Annotated in this window: 14 protein-coding genes; 7 read left to right on the plus strand and 7 right to left on the minus strand. The window is 54.5% G+C overall.

Annotation, left to right across the window (positions count from 1 at the left end):
* Positions 1 to 76: 76 nt before the first annotated feature.
* From PA598K_RS16485 to PA598K_RS16510, 6 genes are all read right to left on the minus strand, one after another.
* On the minus strand, positions 77 to 1,480 hold the full coding sequence (locus PA598K_RS16485; protein WP_185602027.1) for a M56 family metallopeptidase: 1,404 nt from the start codon (positions 1,478 to 1,480) through the stop codon (positions 77 to 79).
* Positions 1,481 to 1,492: 12 nt separating this feature from the next.
* Complete coding sequence (locus PA598K_RS16490; protein ID WP_128658020.1) at positions 1,493 to 1,852, minus strand: BlaI/MecI/CopY family transcriptional regulator; 360 nt, start codon at positions 1,850 to 1,852, stop codon at positions 1,493 to 1,495.
* A gap of 206 nt (positions 1,853 to 2,058) precedes the next feature.
* Complete coding sequence (locus PA598K_RS16495; protein WP_128658021.1) at positions 2,059 to 2,505, minus strand: alpha/beta fold hydrolase; 447 nt, start codon at positions 2,503 to 2,505, stop codon at positions 2,059 to 2,061.
* Complete coding sequence (locus PA598K_RS16500; protein ID WP_128658022.1) at positions 2,460 to 3,005, minus strand: alpha/beta fold hydrolase; 546 nt, start codon at positions 3,003 to 3,005, stop codon at positions 2,460 to 2,462. The genes PA598K_RS16495 and PA598K_RS16500 overlap by 46 nt, the downstream gene beginning before the upstream one ends.
* Positions 3,006 to 3,077: 72 nt before the next feature.
* Complete coding sequence (locus PA598K_RS16505) at positions 3,078 to 3,536, minus strand: MarR family winged helix-turn-helix transcriptional regulator (RefSeq protein WP_128658023.1); 459 nt, start codon at positions 3,534 to 3,536, stop codon at positions 3,078 to 3,080.
* Between the two features lie 173 nt (positions 3,537 to 3,709).
* Positions 3,710 to 4,486, minus strand: a complete 777-nt coding sequence (locus PA598K_RS16510; RefSeq protein WP_185602028.1) for a phosphotransferase enzyme family protein — start codon at positions 4,484 to 4,486, stop codon at positions 3,710 to 3,712.
* Between the two features lie 246 nt (positions 4,487 to 4,732).
* On the opposite strand from PA598K_RS16510, the gene PA598K_RS16515 reads away from it, so the two are divergent.
* The 7 genes from PA598K_RS16515 to PA598K_RS16545 all read left to right on the plus strand — a co-directional run bounded on the left by PA598K_RS16515 (position 4,733) and on the right by PA598K_RS16545 (position 12,617).
* Positions 4,733 to 6,541: a cache domain-containing sensor histidine kinase gene (locus tag PA598K_RS16515; RefSeq protein ID WP_260405446.1), complete on the plus strand. Its 1,809-nt coding sequence runs from the start codon at positions 4,733 to 4,735 to the stop codon at positions 6,539 to 6,541.
* A complete protein-coding gene (locus PA598K_RS16520; protein ID WP_128658025.1) occupies positions 6,534 to 7,340 on the plus strand; it encodes a response regulator transcription factor in 807 nt (268 codons plus the stop codon). The genes PA598K_RS16515 and PA598K_RS16520 overlap by 8 nt, the downstream gene beginning before the upstream one ends.
* A gap of 102 nt (positions 7,341 to 7,442) precedes the next feature.
* A complete protein-coding gene (locus tag PA598K_RS16525; RefSeq protein ID WP_128658026.1) occupies positions 7,443 to 8,753 on the plus strand; it encodes an ABC transporter substrate-binding protein in 1,311 nt (436 codons plus the stop codon).
* Between the two features lie 13 nt (positions 8,754 to 8,766).
* Entirely contained in the window at positions 8,767 to 9,459 is a 693-nt protein-coding gene (locus tag PA598K_RS16530; protein WP_128658027.1) for a hypothetical protein, read from the plus strand.
* Between the two features lie 14 nt (positions 9,460 to 9,473).
* Positions 9,474 to 10,385, plus strand: coding sequence for a carbohydrate ABC transporter permease (locus PA598K_RS16535; protein ID WP_128658028.1), 912 nt, complete (start codon positions 9,474 to 9,476; stop codon positions 10,383 to 10,385).
* Complete coding sequence (locus PA598K_RS16540; RefSeq protein ID WP_128658029.1) at positions 10,369 to 11,223, plus strand: carbohydrate ABC transporter permease; 855 nt, start codon at positions 10,369 to 10,371, stop codon at positions 11,221 to 11,223. The genes PA598K_RS16535 and PA598K_RS16540 overlap by 17 nt, the downstream gene beginning before the upstream one ends.
* Positions 11,224 to 11,276: 53 nt before the next feature.
* Positions 11,277 to 12,617, plus strand: a complete 1,341-nt coding sequence (locus tag PA598K_RS16545; RefSeq protein WP_128658051.1) for an FAD-dependent oxidoreductase — start codon at positions 11,277 to 11,279, stop codon at positions 12,615 to 12,617.
* 66 nt (positions 12,618 to 12,683) lie between these two features.
* On the opposite strand, the gene PA598K_RS16550 is transcribed toward PA598K_RS16545, so the two are convergent.
* Positions 12,684 to 14,270, minus strand: a complete 1,587-nt coding sequence (locus PA598K_RS16550; protein ID WP_185602029.1) for a hypothetical protein — start codon at positions 14,268 to 14,270, stop codon at positions 12,684 to 12,686.
* Positions 14,271 to 14,362: the final 92 nt, after the last annotated feature.

Raw genomic sequence — 14,362 nt, forward strand, 5'->3', positions numbered from 1 at the left:
AGGTGGCGGGAGTGTTCAATCGTTTTACCGCGATCTTACCTGTTATGAACTAACAAAACATCCGGCCTTGCAGTGCTTATTTTACAATCTCAATGCCGATTAGCTCTCCCTCTCCGTTGCCATTGGGTTTGTTATAATCGCGAACGGCCTTGACGTCGATCTCGCCCTTGTCGTCACTACTGATCCACTGATTTATACTTCCCTGGAATTTCCCGCTATCCATCGCTTCTCCATTGGACGACAGGATGTCAACAAACGTCCGTACGAGCTTCCCGTTATAGTAGAAGTTGTCCTTTTCTTTATCATACGTCAGGCCAAAAGGCGCATACACGGCATACAATTGCTCTATTTCATTTGCGGTCATCGTGTCTTCCGAACTCAGCGCATCCGGTCCCTTGCTTGCCTCTCCCGTGGAGGCACTGTCCGTAAGTGCCGATCCATTCGCTTTGTTCTCCGGGAAATCTGTGCCTGACATCTCGATGCCGCGAGTCTCATCGGTTACGGGTGTGTTCGTCGCGGTGACGCTTGGTGCATTGGTAGCGAACACGATTACGGTACCGGTTACCAAGAGTAAGGCCGCTATTGCTCCGACAAGGGAAGTTTTAGTCATCTTCATGATCGATACAATCCTTTCTTCAATCGCATTTTTGTTAAAGTTGTTCACAAGTGGCATAAAGCGACTTTTCCTCTCGCCCAATCCGAGCAAGGTCAGGGCATACTCCGACCGTACGTCTCCAACACATGTCCGGACAACGGCTTCGTCACAGGACAGCTCCATATCCCGGTTCGAAAGCACATACATCAGCCATACCAAAGGGTTAAACCAATGGATACATAGAGCTGCCGCCATCACTAGCTTCGTCAATGTATCCCAACGCCGGATATGAACGAACTCATGCGTCAAGATATATCGCAAACGGGCTTCGTCTGTCCAGTCCATATGCTTCGGCAACAGCACGACGGGCCGGAATATCCCGTAAGTCAGGGGGGAGAAAATACGGTCCGACTGCAGGATGCGAACCTTCCTCCGCAAGGGATGCTCTTGCTGCCAGCGCTTCACGAATGCATGATTAACCGGAAGGGCGGTTTTGTATTCCCGGCGACAGCGCAGATGCGTGACAAGGAAGAACAAAGCGCATGCTATGGAGCCGATAAGCCAGATCACCATGAAAAGAGGGACAGGGGCACTGGATGCTGCTGGAAGCGTTGCGGCAGTAGCGGTTATACCAGTAGGGTGCGGCGTGACAGATGCTCCATTCAGCGATACATCCGTTCCGGAAAATCGGCTGGTCAGCGTATGAGCAATCGAGTAAACACTGAAACGCGATGAAACGTCATAAGGGATCAGCAGGCGACATAACACCACACCCCACAAAACGATAAAGGTTCGTTTCGGCAGCTTGTGCAGCAGCAAGGTTCGGATGATGACGATAGCCAGAATAAAAACAGAAGCGGAAAAACTCATGGTTAGCAAGCTCATAACCATTTCTCCTTATTCCAGACTGTTGATGAGCTTTTTTAATCGTTCGATTTCTTCCGGTTGCAGATTTTTACTACCTAATAGAGAAGCGACAAGCTTGTCGGTAGCGCCATCATACATTTTGTTAATAAGCTCCGTAACTTCAAGCTCTCTGGCCTGTTCAATTGTAACAAGGGGGCGGCAGACGAAGTTAGGTTCAATACGCTCGATGGCCCCTTTGTCAATGCATCTTTTGATTAGCGTGTAGGTTGTCGTTTTGTTCCATCCGACTTGTTCTTTCAACATTTCGGCTAGTCGCTTGGCTGTGGTGTCACCATTTTTCCAGAGGACATCCATGATCTTTAGCTCGGAATCAAACAATTTGATTTGCATCGTTCAGCTCCTCTCAATCACTATTTTACTGCAGTAGAATGATCACGGGTTCATTCTACTCCTGTAGAACGTGGTTTGTCAATGACGTTTTGCACGACTTGGAGAGAGGGCTGCTTGGTTTGACCAAACGACATGCGAGAACCCAAAAAGACCGCTGTCTTCGGACCATGATTGATCGTCCGAAAGTAACGGTCTTTCTCCATTGTTTAGCTCCCCGAGCCTATCGCGAGAAGCGATTTTTGGATCAGGTCTGCGATGGCCTGAGGCTGTTCTTCCGGCATAAAATGCCTGCAGCCTGCAACGACTATGGCAGTAGCATGGCGGCAGCCGAATTTCTCCTGCAACTGCTTGGCTGTCGGTCCGGGCTTACTGGAGCCATAATCGCTCTCGATTATGACTATCGGCACGTCGAGCGTTTCCCGATGCGATCTCATGAACGATTGATTTTGCCGGTAGGTCCGGTATAAACCAAGCCCTGCCCGAAGCTGATCCCGATGCCGATAGGCACTGGCGTAGTGGCGCATATCCGCATCGGTCATCGCTTGCTTGTTTTTTGCAAATCGATGAAAAAACGCGCGGCGGAAGTAGCCATACTCGCGGTTGCCAATCAGAAGCCCGGTAATTTGGGAAGTCGATGAAAGCCAAAGTGCCATAAGAAAGGCATCTTAACCATGAGGTCTGTACTTGGCGTGCCGGGCAGCGGGACATCGAGTACCGCCACGCCATAGGTTTCGTTCGGGTATAGGCGTGCGTAGGCATAGGCCACCATCCCACCCATATCATGACCTACCAGATATGGGTTCTCGATATCGAGATGTTTTACCAGGGCGTGGATATCATTTGCCAACGTTACCGCATCATAGCCGGGCGGAACAGTCCTTGACTTGCCAATCCCGCGCAAGTCAACGGCGATAACCGAATACTCATGAACGAGCAAGCGCATGAGCTCCTTGAACGCATACCAGTCCTGGGAAAACCCATGGATCATGATAACGCTTTTCCCGGTGCCGCCTGAAACAAAATGCATCCTTATGCCATTGATCTCTGCGATGTCCGAGTGAAAGCCTGTTCCCAGTATTACTCTTGCTGGATCTTGCTTGTCCAATTCAATTAAGAATGGGTCCTCCTCTGACAAACGCTGTTGGTGATCCATAGACTATTCATGTCTCCTCTCGGAAGGGCGCGCAGTGTACTCGAGTTTGCAAATCAAGGGGCCGAACCGGCCCTACTCCTTTTCTTGTTCGTCTTTTTCGAAAATCGCGGCCACTTGTTCAAGATGCATTGACATCTCCGCTAGCTTGTCGGCATCCAGCTTGGGCAGGATGTCCGCTGCCCACGCAGCATTGCGCGCATTAATCTGAGTGATGGCAGCTTCGCCTTCAGGGGTGACGAAAAGCAGCTTGGCGCGTTTGTCCTTCGGGTTATCGGCATATGTAGCAAGCCCTTCGCGCACAAGCAGATCGGCGACACGCTGAACGCTTTGTCGTGCGTGGCCCACATTGCGGGCAATGGATGCAACGGTTTGTGGTTGGAAGCTTGCTTGTCCAAGCACATGCCAGCGAGCGCTGCTCTGTCCGATTGCTTTGGTAATCCGGTCTCCATTGCGCATAAGAGCGCCATTGACACGGAAGATGCCGATTACAAATCTGCTTAGGGGATCATCGGGTTTTGGATATTCTACCATGCGACCATCATCCGCACATTGACAGCATGCTGTCAAATTGGAATTTGGATTTCTTGTAAAGAAATCAAAAAAAACGCAACAACGTTGCGTAATTAAACCGGAGTAGTGGAGTAGGGATGGATGAAGCCGAAGGGATCGAGACGATATGAACATGCTCTGTGCCCGTGGAGCGGTTATAACACGTTCCGCCCCGCATGCTTGCTTACATAAGCCATATCGTCCCAATACACTTGCAGATGCCCGGCCTGAATATGCTGCTGGAAATCCTCGTTGCCTTGGGCGGCCTCCTGCTGCATGAAGTCGGTCAGGCTCGTCAAGCGGCGCAGGAGCACGGGGACAAACGACTGCCGGTCCGCCGCGTCCATCCCGTAAGCGTCCAGGAACAGCCGGGCCTTGCGTATCTGCTCCTCCAGCCCGATCGCGGACTCGCCACGCGCGGGATCAGTGAAGGGAACCCAACGATAGATCGCATAGGCGACATCCCACATCCTCGGCCCCGGGTGCAGCGTGTCAAAGTCGATGATCCCGACCGGTTGGCCTCCGGAGATCGTTACATTGTATGGCGCATAGTCGCCGTGACACATCACCTCTGCGGGCTGCTGCGCCGGCAGCATCCAGGGCTCATTCCCCTCGAGCCGGGCCACATACTTCGCGCTGTGGTTGTGGAATCTCGCCAGCAGCTCCGCGGCCGAGACGAGCACCGCATCCTGTAGCAGCAGCTCAGGCAGTGGATCGTTGTACACTTCTCCGGGCATATACGACACGATCTCCTGCTGCTGTTCATTGATCCCATAGGGGATCGGCACGAAGTCCGCTCCGTCCACATGCAGGAAGCGCAGGAAGCGGTGGACCGCCGGTGTCCACACATTGGCCGGACGGATGACGACATCATCCTGACGACTGATTTTGCCGATCCTGCCGCCGGTGAGCTCCTCGCTGTTATTCTCCATTTTTGTTCCCTCCCGCATTTCTCTTTGTACTCTTTATAGACGATCGCACCTTTGATGTCAACGGTCATCCCGCTTGTATGTTCGGATTTTGGTAAGCGCCTTCACCATCAGAAGATATCGCACCATATCCAAAGGGTAGAGGCTAGGATTCAATCCAGGCGCATTATACGATAAGATCAGTGCATCGTTAGCAAGACCAACAAAAGGTAACGGGGTGGAAGTGTGCTAAGAGGGTTGGGGAGTCATTTGAACGAAAGCAAGATGCGGACGAGGCTGCTGCTGCTGTTTACGATACTCATCCTGCTGCCGCTAGCCTTGCAAGGGATCGTGACGTACCATCACTTCTCGGCGACGATGAACGACAAGACAGAGCAATATACGATCGATATCGCCGGGCAAGTCAATGCGAACCTCGACCGCCTGCTCAAGGAGCTGGAGCGACTGTCGCTGATGCCGTTATATGATGAGCAGTTGCTATCGATCCTGGCCAAGTACAATGGCGCGATGGGCACTGGCACCTGGGCGTTGTCGGAGGATTATCTGAAGATGAAGCTGTATACATCGGCGCAAGCCTATGATCGTCCAGAGATACGTGGCATCCACCTGCTGAGCAACAGCGGCATCCTGTTCTCTAATGTAGATGCGTTGGCGATCGACTCCGCCTGGGATGGCAATCGCGACGCGTGGTTCCGCACGCTGGCCGGAACCGACGGCGCATGGCAGATCATCCCGCCGCACCGTCCATCCTACTATAGCCGCGCAGACGCATCGACGTACATCTCGGTAGCCAGAGTGATCCGGGAGCCCAAGTCGCTGGAGCGCCTGGGCTATTGCATCATTGATGTCAAGGTGGATGCCCTCGCCGGCATCCTGGCGAATCTGAAGGTGGAGAACGCAGCGAGCCTGATGATCGTCGACGAGCGGCAGCGGCTGCTGTATGAGCGGGTGCCGGACGGTGGCGCATCCGTCTATGAAGCGCTGACCCGGCAGGAGCGGCTATCTGTGCTTGCTAGCGGCCAGCGGGAACGGCTGGAGGGAGAGGATTACCTGTTCGTTCGTCATCACTCGCCACATACCGGATTGTCGGTGATCGGGCTGACGCCGCTTGATGTCATACAGAAGGAGTCCCGAACTTTAATGATATTTACGCTATGGCTAGCCATGATCTGCATTGGGCTGGCGATAGCGCTCGCTGTGGTGGTGTCTTATCGGGTGACGCAACCGCTGATCCAGCTCAAGAGCAAGATGTCCGGCGTCGAGCAAGGCGACTTCAGCAAACGGATCAGTCCGCTCAGCAACGATGAGTTCGGTCAGCTCGGCCGTGGCTTCAACAGGATGATGGATGAGCTGAATCGCCTGTTTCACGAGGTGTTTGTGCTGGGTCTCCGGGAGAAGGAAGCGGAACTGTCCGCTCTCCAGAGCCAGATCAACCCGCACTTTATTTACAATACGCTTGAATCGATCAACATGATGGCTGTACAACAACAGCATCGGGCGGTGTCTGATATGGTGTCGGCGCTGGGCAAGCTGCTGCGGTATACGATTGGCAAGGCCGGACGGTTGGCAGTGTTGCGGGAAGAGATCGATTTTGTCGATTCGTACGTCCGCATCCAGCAGATGCGCTACGGCGGCAAGCTGCAGGTTATCTATGATATCGAGCCGCAGGTGGAGGAGCTGCGGCTCCCCAAGCTGACGCTGCAGCCGTTGGTGGAGAATGCGATATACCACGGGCTGGGTGGCCGGGAGGATGGCGGGATGATCTGGATCTCGGCCTTGCGATTCGAGCAGGAGCTGCTTATTACGGTAAGGGATAACGGCACAGGGATGGATGAAGCGGAGATCGAGGCGCTGAACCGGACACTTGACAGCTTACCCTCCAGCGTATCGCTGCAAAGCAGCGGCGAGGGGGGGATGGGACTGGCGAATATTAGTCAGCGGATCAAGCTGCAATACGGCGACAGCGGCAGTGTGAGCGTAGATGGCAGTCCGGGACAGGGGCTGGCAGTTACGATAACGATATCCATAGCGGAGGAAGGAGAGAGGCAGGATGTATAAGGTGCTGCTGGTTGAGGATGAGCAGGTCATCCGGCAAGGACTGCGCGAGCTGATCGGCCAATCGGCTCCCTCGTACGAGGTGATCGGCGAGATGGGGAGCGGCTTGGAGGCGCTAATGTACATGAAGTCGGAGGTGCCGGATCTGATCATTACCGATATCCGGATGCGGGAGATGGACGGACTGACGCTTGTAGAGAAGGTCAGGCAGATGTATCCCGAGCTGTTGGTGATGATCCTGAGCGGCTATGGCGAATTCGAGTATGCGCAAAAGGCAATCCAGTACGGCGTGCTGCATTATCTGTTGAAGCCGATCGAACGCCATGAGCTGGTGTCTGCCCTGGAGAGGGCCAGGCTGCTGCTGGACAAACGATATGGCGTATCGACGCCTGCAACGCTCCTTCCCGGTATGCAGCGGATGGAGCATGAGCCCGGAGATGCAAGGAAGCTCATCCGGGATGTAAAGGAGCATGTCAAGCTGCATATTGACGGCGATTTGCGGTTGCAGACGGTGGCAGATCGCGTCAGCTTGAACGCGACGTATTTGAGCCAGCTATTCAAAAATGAAACGGGCTGCAACTATTCCGACTACGTATCCGAGGCACGAATGGAACGCGCCAAATGGCTGCTCGCCCATACTCGGCTGAAAATTTACGATGTCGCCAGACTGTCCGGTCATCAGAGCCCAAAGCATTTTATGCTTGTGTTCAAGCAACAATGCGGCATGACGGCGGGCGAATACCGCAACCAGTTTGATTCGGCTGTCGCTCCCGGCTCTTCCGGCGAGCGGCCCAATCCATAAAGAAACCGTACCAATTCTGCAATCCACGTGATTTAAGGACGGGAGCTGCCTTAGCTATACTTATAGACGTCATCTACTACTGGTTAAATGAGGGGGATTCGCATGAAGAAGGCAGGATGGGCATTAAGCGCGGTGATGCTGCTCGGTCTGGCGGCAGGCTGCAGCAGCCAAAGCTCCGATCCCGTCGGCTCTGGGACGGAAGCGCCAGAGAGCGCCGTTCAGCAAGGCGAGGTGGAGCTGAAGTTTTTGATGTGGGGCAACCAGAGCCATATGGACGTGTACGAGAAGCTGATCGCCGAGTTCCAGAGCGAGCATCCAGGGATCAAGGTGAAGATGGAATCGGTCCCGTTCACAGAGTACCAGCAAAAAATTTCGGTGCTGGCCGCGGGCAAATCATTGCCTGATCTGGCCTGGGTATCGGAGCGGATGATTCCGCAATTCAAGCAAAACGGGATTTTGGCGGATGTATCGGAATTCAAAAACGATGCCGAATTTAATCTGGAGGACTACATCCCAAGCACGCTTGATTTGTTCCGCGAAGGCGACCAGCTGCTGGGCTTGCCGTTTTCTACGCCGCCGATTGTTATGTTCTATAATAAAGCCTTGTTCGATCAGGCGGGTCTCACCGATCCGAACACCCTGGCAGTCGAGGGCAACTGGACATGGGAGCAATTCGAGGCTTCTGCCAAAGCCATAGCAAACACAAACGCGCAAGATCGGGTATACGGCGCTAATTTCTTCCGCGATTGGAAGACGTGGGTCGCGCTCTCCTCCTACTCCTGGTCCAACGGCAGCGGCCCGTTCAACGATGATATGACAGCCTTTACATGGAATGATCAGTACGGGGTTGAAACGATGGAGATGCTGGATCGCATGATGTTCGACGACCAATCGCATCCGAAGGCGGGCGAGCAAGTAAGCTTCGATGCGGGCAATGTCGGAATGTTCTTCGACGTCTACAGCTATGTGTCCAAGGCGCGCGAGATCACGAACTTCGAATGGAGTATCGCGCCGATGCCGTCAGGCAGCCAGGGCAGCGTATCGATGCTGGGGCAAGCGGGTTATACGTTGTTCAAGGATAGCAAGCATCCAGAGGAGGCGAAAAAACTGTTGAAGTTTTTTGCCAGTCAATCGGGCATCCAGGCGACTTCGACGTTTTTCGTGCCGCCGCGCACCTCGGTGCTTAACGACGATGCATTTCTGAACCAGCCTAACAATCCGCCCAAGGAGCATATCCTCCAGGCCGTCATCGAGGAGATGCCCAAGGCGCGCATCATCCCGGGACATGTGCTATGGCAGGATATCGACAATGCGATTCTGCAAGGCTTTGACCGCTTGTTTGGCAGATCGGGCACAACAGCGGACAGTCTGGCACAGATGCAGCGCGACGTAGAGGCCATTCTAAACCGCTAGGAGGGACGAAGAGATGGGGAAATTGAAGGAGCAGCTAGAACGCCGGAAGCTATCGCTGTTCATCAGCTTGCCTGCCAACGATGCGTCGTTGGCCCAGGCGGCGCTGGAGGAAGGCGCCGATGCGTTGAAGGTGCACTTTAACGTGGGGCATCGGGCGAGCGGCACCCATTTTGGACCGCTCAGTGCGTATGAAGCCGTATTCCGCGAGATTCGTGGCCAGTTCGACGGGCCGTTAGGCGTTGTCCCTTCCGGCAGTCTGGAGAACGGATCGCGGGAGGACCTAACGCGGCTAGCACCGATGGGGTTTGACTTTTATTCCATCTACGCGCACCTTCTGCCGTCGTATATGCTGGAGGATCATGGTCTGGATCAGACGTTCGCCATCGATGCGACGTATGAGTTTGAGCGGGTGAGGGGCGCCGGTCATTTCGGCTTTACCGCGCTGGAGGCCTCGATCGTACCGGGGAGCGAATACGGGACGCCGCTCAGCTTTGCCGATGTGCTGAATTACCGTTATCTGGCCCAGCATTCGGGTCTGCCGATCCTGCTGCCCTCGCAACGAAGACTGGTTCCGGAGGATGTCCGGGTCCTGCATGATGCAGGGGTCTCGGCGATCATGCTGGGCGCCATTGTGACAGGCAAGACGGAGGACGGACTGCGCAGGGCGGTCAGCCGATTCCGCGATGCGATCGATAGATTGAGCTAGAGGCGGTGGAGGTTATGAAGGCAAGCAAGAGACGAAGGCGCGGCCCGCTTGCCCGGGAGGCGCAACGGACGGGATGGTTGTTTGTATCGCCGATGGTGCTGGGCTTTACGCTGCTTCTGTTGTTCCCGATGGGGAGAGCATTGTATATGAGTTTGATGGATTGGCCGCTTCTCGGAGAGCATGCGTTCATCGGTCTGGATAATTACCGGACGATTGCGACAGACGATGTGTTCTGGAAGGTGTTCGGCAATACGTTGTATTTTACAGCGGGTCTGGTGCCGTTCAACATCGTGTTGGCGCTGCTACTGGCGCTGCTGCTGGCCAAGAGCATGAAGGGTATCGGCTTGTTCCGCACGGCGATCTTCGTGCCGGTCATGACCTCGCTGATCGTCTGGTCGATCGTATGGAAATATATGTTCGCCACCGATTCCGGTCTGATCAACCAGATGCTGCTCATGATGAACATCGAGGGCCCGGCCTGGCTATATGACGAGAAGCTGGCGATGCCGGCTGTCATCGTCACCAGCGTGCTCAAAAACGTCGGCTTGAACATGGTGCTGTTCATCGCGGCGCTGCAGCAGGTGCCGCGTTCGCTCTATGAGGCTGCGATGCTCGACGGGGCGGGCAAGACGAGAAGCTTCTTTCACGTAACGCTGCCGATGATTACGCCGACCGTATTTTTGACGGTGGTGATGACCGTGATCGGCTCTCTCAAGGTGTTCGGGCAGATCTATGTGATGACCCAGGGCGGGCCGAGCAACAGTACGAAGGTGCTGGTGTATTACATCTGGGAGAAAGCATTCAAGCTGTTCCAGATGGGGTATGCGTCTGCGCTGGCCTTTGTCCTGTTCTTTGTAGTGCTCGTATTGACGCTGCTGCAATGGCAGCTTAGGAAGAGGTGGGTATTCAATGAAAGCGACACCTGATACCGCCGTTCGAAGAGTATTGTCCGCAACGGGGGTATACGGCGTATTGACGGCTGTCTCGCTGGTGATGCTTGTGCCGTTTCTATGGATGCTATCCACCTCCTTCAAAGAGCCGCAGGCTATTTTTACGTATCCGCCGCAGCTTTTCCCGACGACGTTCAAGTGGCAAAACTATGCCGATGTATTTTCGCTCATTCCCTTTGAGCGATTTTATTTCAACAGTATCTATATCGCATTTCTGGTTGTCATCGGAACCGTCTTTTTCGCATCGCTTGCCGGGTACGCCTTTGCCAAAATTCCGTTTACGGGTCGCAATGCCGTCTTCCTCGTCTTGCTGAGCGCCATGATGATTCCCCACGAGGTGACAGCGATTCCGATGTTTCTGTTTATGCGCGATCTGAACTGGATCGATACGCATTTGCCGCTGATTCTGTTGCCGATTTTTGGCGCGGGCGGCGTGTTCGGCATCTTCGTCATGCGACAGTTTTTTATAACGGTGCCTACCGAGCTAGAGGAGGCGGCGATGATCGACGGCTGCAATCGATTTCGTATCTACGCGCAGATCATGCTGCCGATTGCCAAGCCCGGTCTTGCGACGCTGACCATCTTTACCTTTGTCACGGTATGGAATGAGTTTTTTGACCCGCTCATCTTTATCAACACTCGCGAGTTGATGACGCTGCCGCTCGGCTTATCGCTATTTACGGACGAGATCGGCACGGCATGGCATCATCTGATGAGCGCGACCGTTATGGCGACGGTGCCTCTGCTGGCGGTATTCTTCATGGCTCAGAGGCGGTTTATCGAAGGCGTCGCCATGACGGGACTGAAGGAATAATGCGGCGCTGCCGCAGAGATGGACAACAGAGTTGGATCAGGAGGGATAATATGATGCCTAACAAGATAGAGATGGATGTCGTCATCGTGGGCGGCGGACCTGCGGGCATTGCAGCGGCAATCGCTGCGGGACGCCAAGGCGCGAGAACGGTACTGATCGAGCGTTATGGCTTTGTCGGCGGCATGTCGACGGCGGCGATGGTCTACCCGTGGATGACCTTTCATACCGATAGCGGCGAGCAAGTGATTAAGGGGATCGCGCAGGAGATCGTCGAGCGGCTCCAGGCGCGCGGCGGCTCGCCGGGACATCTGCGGGATACGGTGGGCTTCGTGCGGACAGTGACGCCTTATCATCCGGAGATCTACCAGGTGGTCGCGACAGATATGCTGCGCGAGGCTGGAGTTACGCTGCTGCTGCACAGCTTCGTGGATGAGGTGGCGGTGCAGGGGGAGCGGATCGAGGCGATCCAGGTGACCAATAAATCCGGGCGCTCGTGGGTGAGCGGCCAGGTGTTCGTCGATACGAGCGGCGACGCCGACGTGGCCTACCTGTCCGGTGCCCGCACCTTGCAAGGACGGGATGGTGACCATCAGTCCCAGCCGATGACGATGAAGTTCCGGATGCGCGGCGTTGATCTGGCGAAGATCAAGGCTTATATGCTGGCGCATCCCGAGGAGTTTTACCACAAGACGCCGATCGCGGAGCTTCAGGATTTGCCGCTTACGGGTGTCAGCGGCTTCTACAGCCATTGGCAAACATCCGGCGTGCCGATTAATCGCGACCAGGTGCTGTTCTTCGCCGGTCCAGCCGATGACGAGGTGCTGATTAACTGTACGCGGGTGCAAGGACTGGACGCGACGAGCGCCGAGGATCTGACACGGGCGGAGCAGGAGGGACGCAAGCAGGTGCTCATGATGGCGGAGTTCCTGCAGCGGGATGTGCCGGGCTTCGAGCGGGCTTCCATCTCGGCGGTAGCGCCCCAGATCGGCATCCGCGAGTCCAGGCGGATCGTCGGCCATTACAGACTGGCGCAGGAGGATGTGGTGCAGGGACGGAAGTTCGATGATGTGATCGCTCGCAGCGGCTACCCGATCGATATTCACGATCCATCGGGCAGAGGCGTGACGGCAGCCTCGATCTCCGGCGATGGCGCGTACGATATCCCCTATCGTTGCTTGCTCTCGGTGAACCGGCCCAATCTGCTGGCGGCAGGCCGCTGCATATCGACCTCGCACGAGGCGCTTGCGACGACCCGACTGACGCCTAGCTGCATGGCGACGGGCCAGGCAGCAGGCACGGCGGCTGCGCTGTCGGTTCGCCAGGGCGTCCAGCCTGCCGAGCTGGATATCGCGTTGCTGCAGCAGACGTTGCGGGCGGAGCGCGCAGCTATATAAGGAAGCGAGACAACCTCTGTATAGCCAAGTGCTGATCCAGGGGTTGTCTTGGCATTTGCCTTGGCCTTACGGTAGTTGCTCCAAAAGCAACGGCAGCAGCTCACTTTCCTTGGTTTTAATTTTCATGATGTTAGCCAGCATCGAATCGACATAGCGCGTATTTGGCGTGACCGCATTTTTTAATTGCAGGTTGCGGCATAACAACGCCAGTCGTTCGAGATTGCGATATTCCTCGGATAACCACTCGAAGGTCAGATGATCCAGCGCCTGGAGACGATGCAAATGCTCGAGGCGCAGACTCATCATCCGTTTGTGCTCATAGACAACCTGAAGCGGGCGGATATCCTGTAGGTGCAACGGCAGGTTATGGATGAGGCTATCATAGGCCTCCAGGCCATAGACGATCTTGGGCTCGGCTTGGACGTTCATGGACAAGCCAGGCTGTGCGTTAGTGGCGTTCATATAATGCGTAAGCTGATCCCGGATGGCGGTGGTGTCGAGCGCAAAGCTGCGGTAATGATGCAACTGGAGCAAGCGAATATTTTTATCTCGATCCCTGTCGAATGCGCGGCGGAATTGCTCGAAGGTCATTTGGCTTTGCTTGAACACATTGCCTGCTGCATATCCGGCCAGGTAGAACAGTTGTGTTTCGGTGTTATAGCCATAGATCAAGCTGCCGTGCATCCGATTATACTTGCCATAAGCTTTGCGGTCGGGAACAAAAAATTCATTCATCTCGACATCGACATAATTCCCGTCATCGATAAACTGCAGCATCAAGCGAATCAGATCGTTGCCGCTGCTCTCCAGACGCTCGATCAAGGAATGTCTTATCGCCTGCGTTCTCAAATAGGGACAGCAAAAATAAAAGTCTCCGTCCTTATGCAAGCCAATCTGGAAATCAAAAGGAATGCGATTCATGCTGAAATCCTTGTAGCTGTACAATTGAATATAAGTGGAGGCGTACCAGTTCATGTGAGCGTGCTCCTCTGGCGTGCATAGGGCCAACCCCATATACATACCGGCAGGGAAGAGGTGGTCCACACGTTTTGAGAAATCCCAGTGTCCTCGTTCCTTGCCGCACATCAACGTAATTTCCCCCTCGTGCAGCTCGATCCTTAACCAGACCGGCGGGGTCGCATCCAGAGCAAACTGCATCGTATTTTCCTTGCCTGTCTGTTCCCTGCACTGAATGACGCCGCCGTTCATCGCTGGAGTGGCAAAGATATAGACATATCTGGCATCGGCGGCAAGGCTTTCTCTTAGCATCAATCCGGCTTTAGCCCAGACAGACGTAAATTTGATCTGTTCGATCCGCACTTCGATTCCCTTATGCCCGCCGGCCTCCGCTTGCGCATACAGATACTGGAAGTTATCGCTGCGGCCCGTAATGTCGCCCTTATGGCACCAAGCCCGGTTCAGCTCTTCAAGCTCTTCCATGACAGTCGCTTCAATAGGCTGCGAACCCTCCCCATCGCCAATCGTTTGCTGATACCAGCGTGGGTTGCAGTCGTCGACTTTCAAATTTGAATACCTAACGTTCGCGTCTTCATCCTTGCGGTCATCCAACAGAATAGAGGACATATAGGCGTGATAGGAATAGGATTGAAAGACATTTTCGGCGTATAGCGGAAGTATTTTGATCAAAGGCAAAAGTCCCTCCTTTTCTCGTTTTGGCCTAAATTTACATTAACATACCTTTTAACCCAAAAGTCTAAAAGAATCTAAAGAAAATATCAAATTGT

The organism is Paenibacillus sp. 598K (genome assembly GCF_003851045.1).
Lineage (GTDB): Bacteria > Bacillota > Bacilli > Paenibacillales > Paenibacillaceae > Paenibacillus_D.